Genomic DNA, 18,868 nt, shown 5'->3' with positions numbered 1-18,868 from the left:
TCACGGGTGTTGAAAAAAATTCATCTTCACAGCGCGGCAGTGGTTTCGCTGCTGGCAAACGCGTAGCGTTCATCTTCCCAGCCGGTGATCCCACCGAGCATGATTTTGACCGGCAGCCCGAGACGCGCCAGCTTCAGCGCGGCTCTGTCCGCGCCGTTACAGTGCGGCCCCGCGCAGTAGACGACGAACAGCGTCCCTTCAGGCCATTGGGTCATGCGCTCAGCGGTCATCTGGCTCCACGGCATATGCAGAGCGCCCGGCACATGGCGACGGGCAAACTGCTCCGGGCTCCCCACCACGTGCAGCAAAACAAAGTCCTGCTCATTATTGGCGATGGCGTGATGCACATCGGCGCAGTCGGTTTCTACGCTCAGGCGACGCAGAAAATGGGTGACGGCTTCCTGCGGCTCGGCAGCCGGAAATTCAGTAACATAGCTCATGATCCTTCCTCATCTTTGGCGTTTGTGTTAACACTACTCTATCCAGAAATTCAGCACGTGAATGCGCTCGCTTATGCCAGAAAACAGCAAAAAGATGACAAACTTAAGACAAATTGCCCGCCCGCAGGTGGTGGTGCTGGCCTATGACGGCCTGTGTACCTTTGAGTTTGGCGTAGCGGTGGAGATCTTCGGTCTGCCACGTCCCGAGCTGGGCGATGAATGGTATCGTTTTGCGGTGGCGAGCGTGGATAGCGGTGAACTTCGGGCAACAGGCGGGATCCGTATCGTCACCGATGGTGATTTAAGCCTGCTTGCGTCTGCGGACCTGATTGTGGTTCCCGGCTGGCGTGGGCTGGACTCGCCGGTTCCGGACGCGCTCTGCAACGCATTACGTCAGGCCAGCGCGCGAGGATGCCAGCTGCTGTCCATCTGTTCGGGCGTATTTGTGCTGGCCGCTACGGGGCTGCTCAACGGGTGCAAAGCCACGACGCACTGGCGCTACATTGAGACGCTTAAAGCCCGCTACCCTGACATCGACGTGGTTGAGGATGTGCTCTACCAGGACGAAGGCGATATCCTGACTTCTGCAGGCAGCGCGGCGGGGATCGATCTCTGCCTTCACGTTGTACGAAGGGATTATGGAATGGAAACCGCTAACAGCGTGGCGCGGCGGCTGGTCATTCCTCCTCACCGGGATGGCTCTCAGCCGCAACAGCTGAGCCGCCCGGTGGCGCAGCTGCGGGAAAGCCAGCGCCTCGGCCAGCTGTTTGATTTTCTGCATACGCATCTTACCGAGCCGCACAGCGTCGACTCGCTGGCGCGTCGTGTCGGTATGAGTCAGCGCACGTTTCTTCGTCGCTTCGAGGCGGCAACAGGAACGACGCCTGCCCGCTGGTTACTCAATGAGCGCCTGCTGCGGGCGAAAGATTATCTGGAAAGCAGTCGTTTAAGTATCGACAGCATCGCGGAACAGACCGGGTTTGGCCAGGCATCGACGCTGCGTCATCACTTTCGCCAGCAGTTCGCGATTTCCCCGGCCCAGTACCGCAAACAATTTTCTCATTCCGCTACAGCCCGCTGAGGCGTCAGTCTTTTGGTTTCGCAGGAATACGGAGAACCTTATGGTCACTACACACGTTTTTATCGCAACCAGTCTTGATGGTTACATCGCCCGACACAATGATGATATCGACTGGCTCCTGCAGCGCGATGACCCGGCTGAAGATCATGGCTATGCGGCGTTCATCGCTGACAAAGAGTGGATAGTGATGGGCCGAGGCAGCTATGAGAAAGTATTGACCTTTGATGCATGGCCTTATGACCGGCCCGTGCTGGTGCTCTCCAGACAGCTGGCCGACACGCCCGTGCCCGACGCGCTGAAGGGGAAAGTGCAGTTTTCCGGCCGCACGCCAAAGGAGGTGCTCGACTACCTGGCGTTGCAGAACGTCCATCGCGTCTATCTCGATGGTGGGCAGGTGATACAGTCGTTCCTGCGAGAAGGACTGGTGGCCGATATGGTGATCACAACCGTTCCTGTCCTGCTCGGTTCGGGAAAATCGCTGTTTGGCGCCCTGCCAGAGGATATCGATTTGACGCTGGTATCCAGCCGTAGCTTCCCTTCGGGTCTGGTACAGTCGCACTATCGACTGCTATCATAAAAAGACGGTAAACACTGCGCAAAAAAACCGCCAAAAAATGGCGGTAAATGCTTGCATGGATAGATTTGTATTTTGGTCTCTACGTCCCGACACTCCATGGCCGGGCTGCGGATCCCATACAACCTAACACCCGTTGTCTTAACGAAGGTTAAACAGTCTTATTAACCTGCATGAGTATTGATCTGCAAATAACGCATAAGGCCCTGTTCAGCGCTCTGTTTTGCGTCATCATTTATGGCTTCAAGATAAAATGACCGCGCCACTCCATAAGGTGCTTTATCAGAGGGGTACGCCGCAAACTGGAATGTTTTTCCTATCGTCTGCTGGGTGCAGTCTAATTCCCAACGCACATCGTTAATTTTTTTACTGTTACAGGTTACGGCTCCATAATCGCTGGTCAAATAGGAACTAACGCGAATTTCTGCCGATTGTATATATTCTGGTTTGTTATCACCAGCATAACGAATCCCTGCAACGGCCCCAACAGCAACCGCCAGAAGCGCAAGCGCAATTATTTTTTTCATTTATTAACGACCCGTTCCTTAGCCAGAGATTAACTATTATATAAGATTTATCCTTAATGCAAATATCCGATTATGGACCAGAAATGGCAATTTACAAACATTCATGACTTTTTAGGAAATGTCCTGGACAATTTTCCGGACACACAATATTTGACAATCTCTTTTCACGAGTTTGAATTATTAAATAATAACACTAAAAAATAATCGGCATGATTACCCCGCAATGTCATTCGGTGGCGATCTCATGATTAAAAAAGGCTTATCTCTCATCATGCTTATCTGTGCACTCTTTTCAGGCCAGCTTATGGCCGGGCACAAAGGACACGAATATTTATGGGTCAAGAATGTGGCGCATCAGCTTCGTCATGAAGCCGACAGCGATGAGTTACGAAGCGCTGCGGAAGAGTCGGCGGAGGGTTTGCGCGAACACCACCTGTGGCAGAAATCGCGCAAACCGGATACCCACGTTCGGTAATTAACTGCCCTTGCGTTTAGGCAGAGTTTTCATCAGATCGTCCGGACTGACGGACGCCACAATACTGCCCGGCTGCGGCATTTTGAAGATGTGGTTTTTCATCTTGCCAATCACATGCATTTCGCAAGGACGGCAGTCGAACTTGAGAGTCAGAACTTCATCACCGTTTACAAGCTGCATGGGGGTTGCCTTCCAGCTCTTAATATTCCCTTTCGCCTGCTTAGGGCAAAGGTTAAACGCAAAGCGCAGGCAGTGCTTGGTGATCATCACCGGCACATCGCCCTTCTCTTCATGCGCTTCATAAGCCGCGTCGATCAGCTGCACGCCGTGGCGATGATAGAATTCACGCGCTTTATGGTTATAAACGTTGGCCAGGAAGGATAAATGTGTCTCCGGGTATACGGGTGCAGGTACGGCTTCCGCTTTACGGCTAGCGCGCGGATACTGCGCCAGGCGCGCGGCATCCAGCATCTCTGCCGTTTCACGACGGAACTGGTTAAGCAGGCTGTTCGGCACGAACAGAGCATCCGGCAGACTGACCTCAACGTTGCGGGCGTAGTAAATCGTCTGGCCAAGCTTCGCCACCCCATCCTTCAGGCTGTTGAGCGCTTTTTCCGCGTTGTTTGCCACCTCGAACAGGCCATCGAGCGTATGCGTTACGCTGATGCCGTCTTCACAGGTCATGGTCAGAATCAGCTGCTCTTCCCAACCGCCCAGCTCAATGTCCACCGCGATACGACGTTCGCTGGAGGTTTTCAGCAGCGCCTGCTGCCAGTTATGATCGAGGTTACGGTTAAGCGCCGCGTTTGGTCGCGCCTTGTAGAGATCGGCCGGCATTTCATTCGGCCAGACGCGGTAGCGGTTCTCGCCGGTTTTCTCGACCGTATTGGCGCGGAAGCCCACGACCTCACGCTTAATCATCACGTTAAGGCCATCGCCGTTCGCCAGCGGTTCCGTTACCTGGACATCAAGGTGATCTTTCGCCACTTTCAGCACTTCACCCACCGGTAAACCGATAAACTTCGGTGAGTCAAACGCGCCGATATCCCCTTTACGGGCATTAACGAAATAGTCCGTGCTGCCACGGTGGAACGTTTTGTCCGTCGACGGAACAAAGAAATGCTCGGTGCGCCCGGCGGACGCGCGCGCCAGATCGCCGCGATCTTCGATAATGGCGTCGAGCATCTGGCGATAGTGCGCGGTGATGTTCTTCACGTAGCTCATATCTTTGTAGCGCCCTTCAATCTTGAAGGAACGCACGCCCGCGTCGATCAGCGCGCCCAGGTTGGCCGTCTGATCGTTATCCTTCATGGAGAGCAGGTGTTTTTCGAACGCCACGACGCGGCCCTGATCGTCTTTCAAGGTATACGGCAGACGGCAGGCCTGAGAGCAGTCGCCGCGGTTGGCGCTGCGGCCCGTCTGCGCGTGGGAAATATTGCACTGACCGGAATAGGCGACGCACAGCGCGCCGTGGATAAAGAATTCAATCGTCGCGTCTGTCGCCTGGTGAATATCGCGGATCTGATTCAGGTTCAGCTCACGCGCCAGAACGATCTGCGAAAAGCCGACGTCAGAGAGAAACTTCGCCTTCTCTACCGTGCGGATATCACACTGGGTACTGGCATGCAGTTCAATGGGGGGAATATCCAGTTCCAGCACGCCCATATCCTGAACAATCAGGGCATCCACCCCGGCCTGGTAGAGATCGGTAATCAGACGTTGCGCAGGATCCAGCTCATCATCATGAAGAATGGTGTTCAGGGTCACGAACACTTTCGCCCCGAAACGGTGGGCGAACGGCACCAGTTCAGCAATATCGCTCAGGCTGTTGCTGGCGTTATGGCGGGCACCGAAGCCTGGGCCACCAATGTAGACGGCATCTGCGCCATGAAGGATCGCTTCACGGGCAATGGCGGCGTCGCGGGCCGGGCTTAAAAGTTCAAGATGATGGGATTGCAGGCGCATACTTCGTCGTTATCCGTTATGGTCAAAATGGCGGCTATTGTAGTCAGAAGTATGCGTCAGCGAAACAGTTTTGCGTAGCGTCAGCGGGGATAATGAATCAGGGAGTGAAAATGCACCGTCCGGTCGCTGCTGTTGCGGTAGGCGTGCGGTTTATCGCCGGCGAAACGGATGCCCGAATCGGCAGAAATCGTCTGCCATTTGCCGCCAAGCTTCATCTCCAGCTCGCCGCTTACTACGACGACATGTTCTATTACCCCGGCCTCATGCGGCGTGGATTCGCTCAGCGCGCCGGGTGCCAGCGTGATGGAGAAATAATCAAACCCGAGCGTCTCGTCCCACGGAAAGAGCGGCTTGACGACCATCGCCTGCTGCTGGGGGTCAAATACCGCCTGCCGGTCCGCGTCTGGGGTGATGAACGCGGAAAACGGCACGTTCAGCCCGGTGGCAATTTTCCACAGCGTCGACACCGTCGGGCTGGATTCATTGCGCTCGATTTGCCCGAGCATGGCTTTTGACACGCCGGTCTCGTCCGCGAGCTTCGACAAACTCCAGCCGCGCGCCTGGCGCAGCGTTTTCAGCGTTGTTGCAAGGTGTAGTGTGATATCCATGTTCCCTCCTGGTGACGATCAGCATACCACTTGTACGCTATAGCGCACAGTGCTACCTTACTCCGGACGTTATAACGCACAATGGAGTTTTCATGCGCCCTTCCTCTCACTTTATTCCGGTCGCACTGGCTGGATTTGTCGCCGTTCTGGTCGGTTACGCCAGCTCGGCCGCCATCATCTGGCAGGCCGCCGCCGCGGCAGGCGCCAGCGCACAGCAGATTGCGGGCTGGATGACCGCGCTGGGAATTGGAATGGGCGTCAGTACGCTGGCGCTTTCCTGGTGGTACAAAGCGCCCGTACTGACCGCCTGGTCGACGCCCGGCGCGGCGCTGCTCGCCACCAGCCTGCACGGGATCACGCTGGCAGAAACCATCGGCGTGTTCATCTTTGCTAACGCGCTTATTTTGCTCTGCGGCATTACCGGGCTCTTCGCCCGTCTGATGAAGCTGATCCCTCATTCGCTTGCTGCCGCCATGCTGGCAGGGGTATTGCTGCAGTTTGGCCTGCATGCCTTTGCGCATCTTGAGGGGCACTTTCTGCTGTGCGGCAGCATGATTGCGGCGTGGCTAATCGCAAAAGCGCTGTCGCCGCGCTATGCCATCGTGGTCACGCTGCTGGTGGGCGGGATTGTGGCATGGGCGGCAGGTGACGTTGTCACGGATAAACTCACCCTTTCTCTGGTAATGCCCGAATTTATTGCACCCGCCTTCACCTTCACCAGCCTGGTGAGTATTGGCTTGCCCTTCTTCCTCGTGACCATGGCTTCGCAAAACGCGCCGGGGTTCGCCACGATGAAAGCCTCCGGTTACCCGCTGGCGGTCTCACCGCTCATCATCGTCACGGGAGGGCTGGCGCTGCTGTTTTCTCCGTTTGGCGTCTTTTCCATCTGCATTGCGGCTATAACCGCCGCCATTTGTCAAAGCCCGGATGCACACCCGGATGCGGATAAACGCTGGCTGGCGGCCATCGCAGCGGGAGGATTTTACCTGCTGGCGGGAATTTTCGGTGGCTCCATTACCGGGCTGATGGCCGCGCTGCCGCTCAGCTGGATCCAGACGCTTGCCGGTCTGGCGCTGCTGGGCACCATCAGCGGGAGTTTATATCAGGCGCTGAATCATGAAGCGGAGCGCGACGCGGCTATCGTCACGTTTCTGATGACCGCAAGCGGCGTCACGCTCCTGGGCATCGGTTCGGCATTCTGGGGACTGGTGCTGGGCGGGATGTGCTACGCCCTGTTTTCACGCGCTCGCCGCACGTAGCTGCGAAGGCGTCATGCCCGTCGCGCTGCGAAAGCGGTTGCTGAAGTGGCTGGCGGAGTTGAACCCGCAGGCAAGCGCGATCTCCGTCAGCGGCGTCGTCGTATGCTGGACGAGGGCCTTAGCTTTATCCATTCGCCTCTGCATCACGTACTGATGCGGCGCCAGCCCCGTCGACTGGCGGAACATGCGGGCAAAGTGGTATTCGCTGAGCGCGGCCTGCACCGCCAGCTCGGCCAGCGTCAGGGGCTGGCCCAGGTTCTCTTCAATAAAGGCCAGCACGTTGCGCAGCACGAATGGCGATAGCCCTCCGGTGACGACCGGCAGCTTCCACTGCACGTTAGAGTAGTTTTGCAGCAGATGGGTCAGCAGCAGCGTGGAGGCCGTGCTCAGGGTGAGCTGGTTGGCGTGCTGCTGCCAGTCACAGCCGAGCAAAAACTGGCGATACAGCGCGGTGATCTTCGGATCGCTACCAAAAATGCGCTCGTCCAGGGTCAGCGAAAGCGGGCGCTTGTCCCAGATTTTTTCCCCCACGTCGCGCAGGTGTTCGTCGGTGCAGTAGAGATGCACAAACGACAGGTCATCGCGGATATCCCACGTCGATTCGCTCTCTTTGGGCATCAGACAGAAACGGTCCGGCCCCCCGCCGTTCTTCCAGCCGCCCGGCGTTTTTTGATAGCTTTCGTAGCCGTCCGCCACGTACAGGCTGAGGGTATGATGGTTACTTTTTACCGTTATCGTATCGTGCTTGTTGTACCACGCTGCCAGCTGAATACCCGAATTCAGCGAGACGGTTTCCCGCAGGACTGCATTCTGTTGGCAAAGCGTTTCAAAGGTATCGTAAGCGTGAGACATAACCGTTAGCGCATAATTGATGGGAATATCAGTCTAAGAAGAGTTGCCCCCCGTTGCCAGTCCCGCCGGAAGAAAAAAGCGCAAGATTTTGCAAGTCACCCGCAACCCGGTGAAAGCCCGTCGCGAGTTTCAGCGCCATACTGCGGGCTTCCGCGGTTTGAGAAGAGAGAACTATGAACGCATTATTATATGGACTCGTGGTCATTATCTGGGGAACCACCTGGATTGCGATTTTCCTGCAGCAGGGCCCCGTCGCGGCGCCGGTGTCGATTTTCTGGCGCTTCGCCGTCGCCAGCCTCACGATGATGGCGGTGTTAATCGCCCTGCGCCGCCTGCGCAAGCTGGCGCTGCGGGATCACCTCTTTTGTATACTCCAGGGATGCTGCGTTTTCTGCTTTAACTTCTGGTGTTTTTACGCCGCAGCCTCGCACATTAACACAGGGCTGGAATCCGTGATCTTCTCCATGGCCGTGCTCTATAACGCCATCAACAGCTTTATCTTCTTCGGGCAGCGCCCGCCGGCGCGCTTCTGGACGGCGGCGGCACTGGGCCTGACTGGGATCGTCACTCTCTTCTGGGACGATCTGCTGGCCAGCGGCTGGAGCGCGTCGCTCCTGACCGGGATTGGCCTCTCCGCGCTCGGCACCTACGGCTTCTCGCTGGGCAATATGATCAGCATGCGCCATCAGCGCAGAGGCCTAGAAACCATGACCACCAACGCCTGGGCGATGCTCTACGGCACGCTGGTGATGGGCTGCATTGCGCTGTTCAGAGGCGATAGCTTCGCGCCAGAGTGGACCATCAGCTACATTGGCGCGCTGCTCTATCTGGCTGTATTTGGTTCGGTGATTGCCTTTGGCGCCTACTTCACGCTGGTGGGACGCATTGGCCCGGGCAAAGCGGCCTACAGTACGCTACTCTTCCCACTGGTGGCGCTGTCCATCTCTACGGTGTATGAAGGATACGTCTGGCATATCAACGGTATCGTGGGGTTATTGCTGATTCTGGGGGGAAATATGGTGATGTTTACCAAACCAGAAACCTGGTTCAGACGCTTACGAACGGCGTAAATAAAAAGGCCTGCATTACGCAGGCCGTTTTATTTTATTTCGCGGTCTTTTTCACATCAAACATGGTGGCGTCCGTCGCCATGTCATCAACAACCTGCTTCAGGGTTGCAAAGGTCATCGGCGTACTTTCGTTGTTCAGATCTTTACCTTCGCCTTTGCGCACAACCTTCATGACCGGTTTGTTGGTGGCCGCATCGATCAGTTCGCCTTCAAAGAAGAGATGCGTATCCATAGTGCGATGCCCGGTTGCCATCTGCGTACCTGCTACCACCAGCGCGACCGGCACCACTTCATAGAACTGCAGACCTTCTTTCTGCGAACTCACCCCGGTAATTGCACCGCGGAAAATCAGGCTATGTTTACCCGGCGTGGTCACAATCGGCTTACGCGTGCCAATCGCAGTTTTCATTTTGGTATTGGTGTAGTTCAACAGCTCATCAAGCGTTTTTTGCCCAATTTGCGTGGTTGGTTTTGGCGTTGGATAATACGTAATCGGTGTCCAGAGAATACTGTCGTAATTAGCTTCGTTATAGGAAGGATCAACCCAACGCAGCGTTGGTTTACCCGTCGCAGACGTTGTCTGCTGCAAGCCTGAATAGTCTTTTAAAAAGCCAGAATATTGTTCGGGAGCTGCGACTTTCGAAGAACAGCCCGCTAACGCCAACAGACCAGTAAGCACTGCAACTTTAAAAAAAGTTTGAGTACGCATGATAGTTTTCCATGTTATCTGCAAGTATGCATTTGAAGTTATAGCAAAAGACCGGCGGGTTTGTTGTGACAAAAAATGATGCGGAGAGCACAAATTGCGAAAAGACTGCCCGCAAGCGTGCCGGGCAGTGAAAAATTACTGATTTATATCCAGTTGCCAGAACAGATGTTTGCCAAACGGGTCAATTTCATAGCCCGTCACCTCCTTGCGCACCGGTTCGAAAATGGTTGAATGCGCAATCATCACCGCGGGCATCTGGTCATGCATCATCTGCTGCGCCTCTTTATACAGCGCCACGCGTTTATCGCGATCGGTGGTTGATTTTGCTTCCGCAATAATTTTATCGAAGGGCTTATAGCACCATTTCGCCGAATTTGACCCACCGTTTGCCGAGGTGCAGGTGAATAGCGGGCCGAAGAAGTTGTCCGGATCGCCCGTTGCCGTCGTCCAGCCCATCAGCGCGGCCTGATGCTCTCCGCCCTTCACGCGTTTCAAATACTCGCCCCATTCGTAGGTAACGATTTTGGTCTGCACGCCTATTTTCGCCCAGTCCGCCTGAATCATCTCCGCCATGCGTTTCGCATTCGGGTTATAGGGACGCTGCACCGGCATCGCCCATAAATCGATGCTGACGCCGCTGGCAAAACCGGCCTCTTTCAGCAGCGCTTTGGCTTTTTCAGGGTCGTAGTCGTAATCCTTAAGCTCGCTGTCTGCGCTCCATACGCCCGGCGGCAGCAGGTTCTTCGCAGCGGTGCCGGTACCGTGGAACACCGCATCAATAATGGCTGGTTTATTGATGGCCATCGCCAGCGCCTGACGGACCTTCACGTTATCCAGCGGCGGCTTCTGCGTGTTGAACGCCAGGAAGCCGGTATTTAGCCCCGCCTTACTCATAAGATTAATGTCTTTGTTGGCCTTCATGCGCGGCAGATCGGCCGGGTTTGGGAAGGGCATGACCTGACATTCGTTCTTCTCAATTTTGGCAAAGCGCACGGAGGCATCTGGGGTGATGCTAAACACCAGCCTGTCCAGCTTCGATTTCCCCTGCCAGTAGTCGGCAAACGCCGTGAAAAGGATCCGGGAATCTTTCTGATACTGCGCCAGCTTAAACGGCCCGGTGCCGATGGGCTCCATATCCACCTTCTCCGGCGTGCCCGCTTTTAGCATCGCGTCGGCATACTCCGCCGAAAGGATTGAGGCAAAATACCAGGCCAGATCGGCGACAAACGGCGCTTCCGGGTGCGCCAGGGTAAAGCGCACGGTATGCTCATCGACTTTATCAATCGCGGTTATCAGGCTGCCGAACTCCAGACTTTCGAAGTTGGAGTAGCTGCCGTTAGAGACGTTGTGGTAGGGATGATTCACGTCTTTCTGCCGCATAAACGAGAAGATCACGTCGTCGGCGTTAAAGTCGCGGGTTGGCGTGAAGGATTTATTGCTCTGGAACTTAACGCCCTTACGCAGAAAGAAGGTGTAGACCTTGCCGTCGTCGCTCACCTCCCAACGCTCCGCAAGGCTTGGCACCAGCTCCGTGGTGCCGGGTTTGAAATCGACCAGACGGTTATAGACCGGCACGGCGCTGGCGTCCACGCTGGTTCCCGAGGTGTATAGCTGAGGATTAAAGTTTTCCGGCGATCCTTCGGAGCAATACACCAGCGTTTTCGCAGCGACAGCGGAACTGACCGTGAGTGCCGCGAGCGCCAATGTGAAAGTTGTGAGTTTGCTTGTCATCATTTATTCCTGTCTTTTTAATTCGACGGCTAATTAATTCTTTTGCCATTTCATAAATAACATTAAAGTGATGTGACAAACACCTGAAAAATAAATAAGGAATAAATCACTATGGGCTCGCCGCTTTCCAGACAATTAACGCACCGTTTTTTCCGCTATCTCGCGATCACCAGCCAGAGCGATCCCAAAGTCAAAACCCTGCCCTCAACGCCGGGCCAGCATGACATGGCGCGCGAGCTGGCGCAGGAGCTGGCACAGCTGGGGTTAGACGACATTGTGATTGATGAATTCGCCACGGTGACGGCGGTAAAAAAAGGCAACGTGCCCGGTGCGCCGCGCATCGGCTTTATTACCCATATTGATACCGTCGACGTGGGACTTTCACCGGATATTCATCCACAAATATTAATGTTTACCGGTGAAGATCTCTGTCTGAATAAAGAGAAAGACATCTGGCTGCGGGTTAACGAGCACCCTGAAATTCTGGCTTATCCGAACGAGGAGATTATTTTCAGCGACGGAACCAGCGTATTGGGCGCGGATAATAAATCGGCGGTCACGGTGGTCATGACGGTGCTGGAAAACCTCACGGCGGAGCATCGGCATGGGGATATCGTCGTGGCGTTTGTGCCTGACGAAGAGATCGGCCTGAACGGTGCCAAGGCGCTGGATCTTAAGCGCTTCGACGTCGACTTTGCCTGGACCATCGACTGCTGCGAGCTGGGTGAAATTGTTTACGAGAATTTTAATGCGGCCGCCGCGGAGATCCGCTTTACCGGCGTAACGGCGCACCCGATGTCCGCCAAAGGCGTGCTGGTGAATCCCCTGCTGATGGCGACTGATTACATCAGCCATTTTGACCGCCAGCAAACGCCGGAGTGCACCGAGGGACGTGAAGGCTATATCTGGTTTAACGGCATTCAGGCCGGACAGAACGAGGCCGTTCTTAAGGCCAATATCCGCGACTTTGACAAGGAGAGCTTTGCCGCGCGCAAGCAGCAGATTGCCGACGTGGCCGCACTGATTGCCGCCCAATATTCGACGGCCAGAGTGGACTATCGCATTGAAGATACCTACAGCAATATCAGCAATGCGATTGGTGAAGACCGGCGCGCTATCGATCTGATGTTCGAAGCGATGGAATCGCTCGGCATCACGCCGAAACCGACGCCGATGCGCGGCGGCACCGACGGCGCGGCGCTCTCGGCAAAAGGGCTACTCACGCCGAACTTCTTCACCGGGGCGCATAACTTCCACTCGAAGTTTGAATTCCTGCCGCTGTCGTCGTTCGAAGCGTCTTACAACACGGCCCTGCAGATCTGCCTGCTGGCCGCCCGTTAAGCGGGCTTGCGCGCCAGCATCGTGGCAAAGCGCAGCCTGATGCGGTTACCATTTTCATCGGTGCGGTGCAGTTCGCCAACGTCTTCGTTGTATTTGAGCAACTCCCAGCCTTCATAGTAGTTGCTCAGCTCACCGCTCTTGAACGCAAACGGGAAGCCGACGGTGCACGGGTAATCCACCGTGTCCATCGCGGCAACAATCAGGTTGTAGCCGCCAGGCCTGGTGCAGCGCTGCATATTAGCGATAAGACCCGGGATGGTTTTTGACTCCAGGAACATCAGCACCACGGTGGAAAGAATGAAATCGTACTCGCCGTCAAAACTCAGGTTGTTGAGATCTTTAATCGCCGCGTGGAGGTTATCGATCCCTTCTTCCGCCTTAATGCGCTCGATATTATCGATGCTCATCGGGTTCTTGTCCCACGCGGTGACATCGTGGCCGTTAGCTGCAAGATAGAGGCTGTTACGGCCGTTGCCGCAGCCCAGATCCAGCGTTTTACCGGGCTTCACAATCTCCGCGCTGTACAGCACCTCTGAATGGGTACGGGTTAAGCCATATTTCTCTGTGAAGTAATTCTCATCGACGGTCATTGTTTTCCTGCGTTCTCATAAAGTGAAAGTGCATCCTGGATGCTATTTTAAGGCGTTTACCGTCTGGTTGCCAGCCGCTCGAAAATCGAAAAATTTGCTACGTTTAGTTAAGACGCTTATCAGAGAAATAAAGATGAACAAATATCGCCTTAGCGACGAGACCCGCCTCTGGCAATGGAAAAACGGCGAAACCACCCACGCCACTACGCTGCGGCAGATTATCGCCACGGCGGACTTTAACGACGTGACGGTCGGGACGAGAGGCGGCTGGATTGACGATGAGCGCGCCCTCGCGCAGGACGGCCACTGCTGGATCTACGATGAAAACAGCGTGGTGTTCGCCGGAGCGACCGTGTCCGGCAACGCGCGTCTTACCCTGCCGTGCGTCGTGAGCCATGATGCCCGTATCGGTGACAGCTGCTGGCTGGACGGCGCAGAGGTCAGCCACGGGGCGCGAATAAGTGACAACGTCACCATTCAGCAATCCTGCGTGCGGGGCGAGTGTCATATCTACGGCGAAGCGCGCGTGCTGCACCACAGCGTGGTCATTGCTGCCAAAGGGCTTACGCCGGACCATGAACAGATCCTGCAAATCTACGATAAGGCAACGGTGATCCAGTCGAGGATTGTGCACCAGGCGCAAATCTACGGCGAGGCGATGGTTAATTTTGCCTTTGTTGAACACCGGGCCGAAGTCTTCGACAACGCGATCCTCGAGGGAAACGAACTCAACAACGTGTGGGTGTGCGACTGCGCAAAAGTCTATGGTAACGCCCGCGTGATTGCCGGCTTTGATGAAGATGCCATCCCAACGGTGCGCTACAGCTCGCAGATTGCGGAGAATGCCGTGGTCGAGGGAAACTGTGTCATCAAGCATCACGTCCTGATTGGCGGTCAGGCCTGGCTGCGCGGCGGGCCGATCATGCTGGATGATAAAGTCGTGATTCAGGGGCGCGCGCGCATCAGCGGGGATGTGCTGATCGAACATCGGGTTGAAATTACCGGCGATGCGGTTATTGAAGCATTTGCCGGCGAGAGCATTCACCTGCGCGGCGAAAAAGTGATTAACGGCGACCAGCGCATCACCCGCACGCCGCTGCTGGGTGCGTTATAGGGTATAAATCCTGCCGTAGATATTCACGTCTTCAAAGCGGCCATTCAGGTATTCCGCTTCCCGCAAGCACCCTTCCAGCGTAAAACCGTTGCGTACGGCAACGCTGTTGCTGTGCTGATTCGCCACCCGACATTTGATCACAAAACGACGGATCTCACCGCGCTCAGCGTAGTAGCGCATAAACGCCTGCAGTGACCTGGAGAGAATACCCTGCCCCTGGTGGGCTTCATCCAGCCAGTAGCCGATGTACCCGGCCTTGTTGGTTGGTTCAATCGTGTTGAACGACAGTACGCCAACCAGCGCATCATCCTTAAAGATCAAAAACATTTTGGCGTAGCCGCGCTGGTGCAGCATCTGGTTACTCTGCACGTTGCGGCGGGTATCCTCTTCGCTGCCTACGTGCTGCGCCCAGTAAAAGGCGGTTTGCAGAAAGATTCTGTTTTTGACGACGAGATTGTGCAGATCGGCGGTATAGCGCTCTTCGACGGCGCGAAGCTCGAGAGCGTCAGATACCGGGATAATTTCGGATTTTACTACGGTCATTGCCCCTCACCCTAACCCTCTCCCGGAGAGAGAGGGAATCGATCGTTAACGCATTACCCTGTCGTCAACGTAGTTACGTTTATCCGGCGCCGGTGGGAAATACTGGTACAGCCAGGTTTCACTGATGGCGTCGCCCTGGCAGCGCAGGAACAGACGCATATCCACCGGCTCCGTCGAATCCGACGTCGGGTACCAGTCAAACAGAATTCGATAGCCGTCAAACGGTTCAACGTAGAGGATCTCCACCTGCTTCGCTTCACCGCTGGAGAGCGTAATCACCGGCTCGATGCCTTTTGGCGCAGCGGCCTTCAGATCGCCGCCGACAAAATCTATCGCAAAGCGACGGGCCCATACTTTCGGGTAGTTTTCGCCCGGCGCCCAGCCTTCCGGGAACCCGCCCATGCCGGTACGGGTGGCGAAGACGTTGGCCAGCGGAGAACGCACCGGCGGCATAGCGCTCCAGTAGAGGCGATATTTGAAGTCCAGCTCGTCGCCCGCTTTGACTGCTTTTTCCGGCTGCCAGAAGCAGACCACGTTATCCAGCGTTTCACCGGTGGTCGGGATCTCCATCAGGCCAACCGCGCCTTTACCCCAGTCGTTACGCGGTTCCACCCACAGGCTTGGACGCTTGTTGTACCACCCCATCACGTCCTGATAGTGCGAGAAATCGCGATCGAGCTGCAGCAGACCGAACCCTTTCGGGTTTTTGTCCATATAGGCATTGAACTGCAGCTTCTGCGGGTTGTTCAGCGGACGACAGATCCACTCCCCGTTGCCGCGCCACATCGCCAGGCGGTCGGAGTCATGAATTTGCGGGTGAATGGTGTCACACATGCGGCGTTCATTATTACCGCAGCTGAACATGCTGGTCATCGGCGCAATGCCGAGCTGCTTGATGTCCTTACGAGCGTAGAGGTGGTTTTCCACCTCCATGATCACCTGGCTCTTCTCGCAGTGGATCACGAATTTATAGGCACCCGTGATGCTCGGGCTGTCGAGCAGCGTATAAACGGTAAAGGTCGTGTCGCCTGGCTTGACGGTTTCAAACCAGAAGGAGGTAAAGTCCGGGAACTCTTCCGGCGTGTCGGTAAAGGTGTCTACCGCCAGACCGCGGGCGGAAAGGCCGTACTGGTAGGTGTCATCCACCGCGCGGAAGTAGCTCGCGCCCAGGAAGGAGACGATATCGCGACGCGCCAGCTCTGGCGCCTTAAAGGCGCGGAAGCCCGCAAAGCCGAGATCGCTTTGCCCTTCCAGCTGTTTGGTATCCACGCCCGTTTCACCGTAGCTGAACAGCTCAGGACGGAAGTGGATCTCGCGCGCCATAGAGGTCGACTGGTCCAGCGAGAACATCCGCACGCGACGGCGGAACCCCATTCCCATATGGAAGAACTGCACGTCCAGCTGACGCCCTTCAATGTTGTTCCACAGAGACTGTTTTTCATCGTAGCGGATGGCGTTGTACGCCTGCGGCGTCATGGTCGCCAGCGTCTCCGGCAGCGGGCGCGGCGCGCCACCCCACGGGGTTTTTGCCAGGTCATGCGCCATGGATTGCAGTACGGAGAAGTCAAAACGACGGCTCTGGCCGTCAGCAATGTCAGAGTCGGCGGCGTATGCCGCTTTGGAAAACAGTGAGGCAAGGCCGGATGTGCCGCTCAGGGCTGCCGCTGCCAGCGAGCCTTTTAGAAAACGTCTGCGATTCATGCCTGGAAAAACGTCCTTATGGTCGTGTGAATGTGTTCCGCGCTCGGCGAAATGACGGCAAGAAAGAACGCACAGCCTAAACAAAAATGGTTAAGAATCCAATTGTTGGCCGGTGATTATATGAACAAAGTGAGAAATATTTTCTGTCGACCAGAACGGCCCGAAAGTGGTGTAAAGAAAGCCTGGAAAATGTGTAGAAAAATGCCCCGGCGCGACATCGTTCACCGGGGCCAAAGAGGCGGTTATTTTACGCTGACATCGATACCCGGGAAGTACTTATCAGCGAGTTTGGCGATCGTGCCGTCGGCACGTACTTTATCAATTGCGGCGTCAAGCTGCTTTTTGGTGGCCTCGTCACCTTTACGCAACCCAAAGCCGATCCCACTGCCGAGGATAGTGTCGTCAGACACCGGCTTGCCGATGAAGCCAAACCCTTTCCCCTGCGGCTTGCTGAGGAAACCTGCCTGCCCGGCCGCGGACATGACCAGCGAGGCGTCGATACGGCCATTCAGCAGATCGCCCCAGGCCATATTCTGATCTTTATAAGACACCACGGTGACACCCTGCTTTTCCCAGTGCTCTTTGGCATAGGTTTCCTGAATGGAGCCCTGCAGCACGCCGATGGTTTTCCCCTTCAGCCCTTCAGGCGTCGCCTCGACCGCCGTACCGGCCTTGCCGACCAGCTGCGACGGAATACGGTAGATAGGCTGGGTAAAATCAATGCTCTTGCGGCGCTGCTCGGTGATATTCATCGCCGAGTTGATGGCGTCGAATTTCTTCGCCACCAGGCCCGGGATCAGCGCATCAAACGAGGTTTCCACCCAGCTGCACTTCAGCGCTGCCGCTTTGCAGATGGCGTTCCCCAGTTCAACGTCAAACCCTTCCAGTTCGCCTGCCGCATTGCGGCTTTCAAACGGCGGATATTCGGCTTCCAGACCGTAACGCAGCTCGGACGCCGCGAAGGAGGAAAAGGTACACAGCAATCCCATGCCGACAACTAACGCGCGTAATTTCATCTCATACTCCTCAGAGCCTATCTCAGCGTGGTTTAACCCGACACAGGGCCTGGGCACCTGCCCGTAACGTCGCCTCATCTTTCGCAAAAGAGAGACGAATCAATTTATTATCCGTACCGTCCGCATAAAACGCCGACAGCGGAATGGTGGCAACACCGTACTCAACGATCAGCCGCTTCACCAGATCGCTGTCGCGCTCGTCGCTGAACTGGCTGTAGTCCGCCAGCATGAAGAACGATCCGGCGCTGGGCAGCAGCGTGAACGGCGAATCGGCCAGCAGACTCTGCAGCAGATCGCGCTTGCGCTGGTAAAACGCCGACAGCGACAGCCAGGTTTGCGGGTCGACCATATGTTCAGCAAACGCTTGCTGCATTGGCGTATCGGCAGAGAACATTAAAAATTGATGGACTTTACAAATCTCGTCCATCAGCACCGCCGGTGCAACACAGTAACCCACGCGCCAGCCGGTGACGTGATAGGTTTTTCCGAAAGAAGAAATAATCACGCTACGCTCCGCCAGCTGCGGGTGCGTAGCCATCCCATGGTGCGGCTCACCGTCAAAAACCACGTGTTCATACACTTCGTCAGACAAAATAATGATGTCAGTATTGCGCGTCAGCGCCGCCAGCTGCTGCAGATCGTTGGCCGAAAAGACCTGACCGCTCGGGTTGTGCGGCGTATTGATGATAATCATGCGCGTGCGCGGGGTGATAGCAGCCCGGACCTCATCCCAGTTGACGGCAAAATCCGGCACGGTCAGCTTGATGGCAATTGGGGTTGCCCCCTGCAGACGGACAATCGGCGCGTAGCTGTCAAAAGAGGGCTCAAAGTAAATCACCTCATCACCCGGGTGCACCAGCCCGCTAATCGCCGAATAGAGACCTTCGCTGGCGCTGGCGGTCACCAGGACCTCGCCGGCCGGGTCATACCGCGTGCCGTAAAGCGTGGCAATTTTATCGGCAATGCGCTCTTTGAGCGGCTGCAGGCCGGTCATCGCCGCATACTGGTTATGCCCCGACTCCATTGCGCGGGTGACGCCCGCAATCAGCTTCGGGTCGCAGGAAAAATTCGGTGCGCCCTGAGAAAGGTTAATCGCGTTATGCTGCGCCGAGAGCTGGCCGATAACGGTAAAAATGGTGGTGCCCACATCGGGCAGTTTGGAGCGCGTCTGCACTGGCGTTCGTAAAGTCATCCTCTTTCCCTTCTCATGGACATTGCATAACTATTCAAACAACATCTCTGTTGTCGGGACAATCGAATTGTTGTCATAAT

Annotated in this window: 19 protein-coding genes; 7 read left to right on the top strand and 12 right to left on the bottom strand. The window is 55.8% G+C overall.

Annotated elements, in window-relative coordinates; translation table 11 throughout:
• Nucleotides 1–26: 26 nt before the first annotated feature.
• A complete protein-coding gene (locus AB3N39_RS10280; protein ID WP_111964618.1) occupies nt 27–440 on the bottom strand; it encodes a rhodanese-like domain-containing protein in 414 nt (137 codons plus the stop codon).
• Between the two features lie 73 nt (nt 441–513).
• Between AB3N39_RS10280 and ftrA the strand changes: the two genes are divergently transcribed.
• A complete protein-coding gene (gene ftrA / locus AB3N39_RS10275) occupies nt 514–1,521 on the top strand; it encodes a transcriptional regulator FtrA (RefSeq protein ID WP_136194853.1) in 1,008 nt (335 codons plus the stop codon).
• 40 nt (nt 1,522–1,561) lie between these two features.
• Nucleotides 1,562–2,098 carry a dihydrofolate reductase family protein gene (locus tag AB3N39_RS10270; RefSeq protein WP_133294400.1) on the top strand — a complete coding sequence of 179 codons (537 nt, stop codon included), beginning with the start codon at nt 1,562–1,564 and terminating at the stop codon, nt 2,096–2,098.
• A 161-nt stretch (nt 2,099–2,259) separates the two neighbouring features.
• Here the strand turns inward: AB3N39_RS10270 and AB3N39_RS10265 are convergent, their stop codons facing one another.
• Nucleotides 2,260–2,622, bottom strand: coding sequence for a hypothetical protein (locus tag AB3N39_RS10265; protein WP_133294399.1), 363 nt, complete (start codon nt 2,620–2,622; stop codon nt 2,260–2,262).
• A gap of 244 nt (nt 2,623–2,866) precedes the next feature.
• Between AB3N39_RS10265 and AB3N39_RS10260 the strand changes: the two genes are divergently transcribed.
• Nucleotides 2,867–3,097 (top strand): DUF2554 family protein, encoded by a 231-nt coding sequence (locus tag AB3N39_RS10260; protein ID WP_032640211.1) that lies wholly within the window; start codon nt 2,867–2,869, stop codon nt 3,095–3,097.
• On the opposite strand, the gene AB3N39_RS10255 is transcribed toward AB3N39_RS10260, so the two are convergent.
• Together AB3N39_RS10255 and AB3N39_RS10250 are read right to left on the bottom strand one after the other, a co-directional pair.
• Complete coding sequence (locus tag AB3N39_RS10255; RefSeq protein WP_367897292.1) at nt 3,098–5,062, bottom strand: U32 family peptidase; 1,965 nt, start codon at nt 5,060–5,062, stop codon at nt 3,098–3,100.
• Between the two features lie 80 nt (nt 5,063–5,142).
• A complete protein-coding gene (locus AB3N39_RS10250) occupies nt 5,143–5,670 on the bottom strand; it encodes a helix-turn-helix domain-containing protein (protein WP_367897291.1) in 528 nt (175 codons plus the stop codon).
• A gap of 92 nt (nt 5,671–5,762) precedes the next feature.
• Between AB3N39_RS10250 and AB3N39_RS10245 the strand changes: the two genes are divergently transcribed.
• Nucleotides 5,763–6,929, top strand: a complete 1,167-nt coding sequence (locus AB3N39_RS10245) for a benzoate/H(+) symporter BenE family transporter (RefSeq protein WP_367897290.1) — start codon at nt 5,763–5,765, stop codon at nt 6,927–6,929.
• Here AB3N39_RS10245 and AB3N39_RS10240 read toward each other — a convergent pair.
• A complete protein-coding gene (locus tag AB3N39_RS10240; RefSeq protein WP_367897289.1) occupies nt 6,909–7,781 on the bottom strand; it encodes a helix-turn-helix domain-containing protein in 873 nt (290 codons plus the stop codon). The two genes, AB3N39_RS10245 and AB3N39_RS10240, sit on opposite strands and share 21 nt — an antisense overlap.
• Nucleotides 7,782–7,954: 173 nt before the next feature.
• On the opposite strand from AB3N39_RS10240, the gene AB3N39_RS10235 reads away from it, so the two are divergent.
• Nucleotides 7,955–8,851 carry a DMT family transporter gene (locus AB3N39_RS10235; RefSeq protein ID WP_133294394.1) on the top strand — a complete coding sequence of 299 codons (897 nt, stop codon included), beginning with the start codon at nt 7,955–7,957 and terminating at the stop codon, nt 8,849–8,851.
• A gap of 34 nt (nt 8,852–8,885) precedes the next feature.
• Here the strand turns inward: AB3N39_RS10235 and AB3N39_RS10230 are convergent, their stop codons facing one another.
• Both AB3N39_RS10230 and AB3N39_RS10225 read right to left on the bottom strand, forming a co-directional pair.
• On the bottom strand, nt 8,886–9,560 hold the full coding sequence (locus AB3N39_RS10230; RefSeq protein ID WP_111964626.1) for a DUF3313 domain-containing protein: 675 nt from the start codon (nt 9,558–9,560) through the stop codon (nt 8,886–8,888).
• A 135-nt stretch (nt 9,561–9,695) separates the two neighbouring features.
• On the bottom strand, nt 9,696–11,291 hold the full coding sequence (locus AB3N39_RS10225; protein WP_325848150.1) for an ABC transporter substrate-binding protein: 1,596 nt from the start codon (nt 11,289–11,291) through the stop codon (nt 9,696–9,698).
• A 111-nt stretch (nt 11,292–11,402) separates the two neighbouring features.
• Between AB3N39_RS10225 and pepT the strand changes: the two genes are divergently transcribed.
• Nucleotides 11,403–12,632, top strand: a complete 1,230-nt coding sequence (pepT, locus tag AB3N39_RS10220; RefSeq protein ID WP_367897288.1) for a peptidase T — start codon at nt 11,403–11,405, stop codon at nt 12,630–12,632.
• Here pepT and tehB read toward each other — a convergent pair.
• Nucleotides 12,629–13,222, bottom strand: coding sequence for a tellurite resistance methyltransferase TehB (tehB, locus tag AB3N39_RS10215; protein WP_133294392.1), 594 nt, complete (start codon nt 13,220–13,222; stop codon nt 12,629–12,631). The two genes, pepT and tehB, sit on opposite strands and share 4 nt — an antisense overlap.
• Nucleotides 13,223–13,355: 133 nt before the next feature.
• Here tehB and ydcK point away from each other — a divergent pair, with 133 nt between their 5' ends.
• Entirely contained in the window at nt 13,356–14,336 is a 981-nt protein-coding gene (ydcK, locus tag AB3N39_RS10210) for a YdcK family protein (protein WP_367897287.1), read from the top strand.
• Here ydcK and rimL read toward each other — a convergent pair.
• The 4 genes from rimL to AB3N39_RS10190 all read right to left on the bottom strand — a co-directional run bounded on the left by rimL (nt 14,331) and on the right by AB3N39_RS10190 (nt 18,788).
• On the bottom strand, nt 14,331–14,879 hold the full coding sequence (gene rimL, locus AB3N39_RS10205) for a 50S ribosomal protein L7/L12-serine acetyltransferase (RefSeq protein ID WP_367897286.1): 549 nt from the start codon (nt 14,877–14,879) through the stop codon (nt 14,331–14,333). The two genes, ydcK and rimL, sit on opposite strands and share 6 nt — an antisense overlap.
• A 45-nt stretch (nt 14,880–14,924) precedes the next feature.
• A complete protein-coding gene (locus AB3N39_RS10200) occupies nt 14,925–16,580 on the bottom strand; it encodes a glucan biosynthesis protein D (RefSeq protein ID WP_252092906.1) in 1,656 nt (551 codons plus the stop codon).
• A gap of 242 nt (nt 16,581–16,822) precedes the next feature.
• Nucleotides 16,823–17,596: a transporter substrate-binding domain-containing protein gene (locus AB3N39_RS10195; RefSeq protein ID WP_021242531.1), complete on the bottom strand. Its 774-nt coding sequence runs from the start codon at nt 17,594–17,596 to the stop codon at nt 16,823–16,825.
• 22 nt (nt 17,597–17,618) lie between these two features.
• Nucleotides 17,619–18,788 carry a pyridoxal phosphate-dependent aminotransferase gene (locus AB3N39_RS10190; protein ID WP_136194846.1) on the bottom strand — a complete coding sequence of 390 codons (1,170 nt, stop codon included), beginning with the start codon at nt 18,786–18,788 and terminating at the stop codon, nt 17,619–17,621.
• Between the last annotated feature and the right edge of the window lie 80 nt (nt 18,789–18,868).

The sequence above is a fragment of the Enterobacter vonholyi genome (assembly GCF_040834095.1).
Classification (GTDB): domain Bacteria; phylum Pseudomonadota; class Gammaproteobacteria; order Enterobacterales; family Enterobacteriaceae; genus Enterobacter; species Enterobacter vonholyi.
The sequence above is the reverse complement of the archived record's forward strand: the minus strand, read 5'-3'. Positions and strand labels throughout refer to the sequence as shown.

What these genes read in the sequence shown, in the direction of transcription:
- AB3N39_RS10280 (WP_111964618.1), bottom strand. Translation starts at nt 440, where the DNA reads ATGAGCTATGTTACTGAATTTCCGGCTGCCGAGCCGCAGGAAGCCGTC.
- ftrA (WP_136194853.1), top strand. Translation starts at nt 514, where the DNA reads ATGCCAGAAAACAGCAAAAAGATGACAAACTTAAGACAAATTGCCCGC.
- AB3N39_RS10270 (WP_133294400.1), top strand. Translation starts at nt 1,562, where the DNA reads ATGGTCACTACACACGTTTTTATCGCAACCAGTCTTGATGGTTACATC.
- AB3N39_RS10265 (WP_133294399.1), bottom strand. Translation starts at nt 2,622, where the DNA reads ATGAAAAAAATAATTGCGCTTGCGCTTCTGGCGGTTGCTGTTGGGGCC.
- AB3N39_RS10260 (WP_032640211.1), top strand. Translation starts at nt 2,867, where the DNA reads ATGATTAAAAAAGGCTTATCTCTCATCATGCTTATCTGTGCACTCTTT.
- AB3N39_RS10255 (WP_367897292.1), bottom strand. Translation starts at nt 5,062, where the DNA reads ATGCGCCTGCAATCCCATCATCTTGAACTTTTAAGCCCGGCCCGCGAC.
- AB3N39_RS10250 (WP_367897291.1), bottom strand. Translation starts at nt 5,670, where the DNA reads ATGGATATCACACTACACCTTGCAACAACGCTGAAAACGCTGCGCCAG.
- AB3N39_RS10245 (WP_367897290.1), top strand. Translation starts at nt 5,763, where the DNA reads ATGCGCCCTTCCTCTCACTTTATTCCGGTCGCACTGGCTGGATTTGTC.
- AB3N39_RS10240 (WP_367897289.1), bottom strand. Translation starts at nt 7,781, where the DNA reads ATGTCTCACGCTTACGATACCTTTGAAACGCTTTGCCAACAGAATGCA.
- AB3N39_RS10235 (WP_133294394.1), top strand. Translation starts at nt 7,955, where the DNA reads ATGAACGCATTATTATATGGACTCGTGGTCATTATCTGGGGAACCACC.
- AB3N39_RS10230 (WP_111964626.1), bottom strand. Translation starts at nt 9,560, where the DNA reads ATGCGTACTCAAACTTTTTTTAAAGTTGCAGTGCTTACTGGTCTGTTG.
- AB3N39_RS10225 (WP_325848150.1), bottom strand. Translation starts at nt 11,291, where the DNA reads ATGACAAGCAAACTCACAACTTTCACATTGGCGCTCGCGGCACTCACG.
- pepT (WP_367897288.1), top strand. Translation starts at nt 11,403, where the DNA reads ATGGGCTCGCCGCTTTCCAGACAATTAACGCACCGTTTTTTCCGCTAT.
- tehB (WP_133294392.1), bottom strand. Translation starts at nt 13,222, where the DNA reads ATGACCGTCGATGAGAATTACTTCACAGAGAAATATGGCTTAACCCGT.
- ydcK (WP_367897287.1), top strand. Translation starts at nt 13,356, where the DNA reads ATGAACAAATATCGCCTTAGCGACGAGACCCGCCTCTGGCAATGGAAA.
- rimL (WP_367897286.1), bottom strand. Translation starts at nt 14,879, where the DNA reads ATGACCGTAGTAAAATCCGAAATTATCCCGGTATCTGACGCTCTCGAG.
- AB3N39_RS10200 (WP_252092906.1), bottom strand. Translation starts at nt 16,580, where the DNA reads ATGAATCGCAGACGTTTTCTAAAAGGCTCGCTGGCAGCGGCAGCCCTG.
- AB3N39_RS10195 (WP_021242531.1), bottom strand. Translation starts at nt 17,596, where the DNA reads ATGAAATTACGCGCGTTAGTTGTCGGCATGGGATTGCTGTGTACCTTT.
- AB3N39_RS10190 (WP_136194846.1), bottom strand. Translation starts at nt 18,788, where the DNA reads ATGACTTTACGAACGCCAGTGCAGACGCGCTCCAAACTGCCCGATGTG.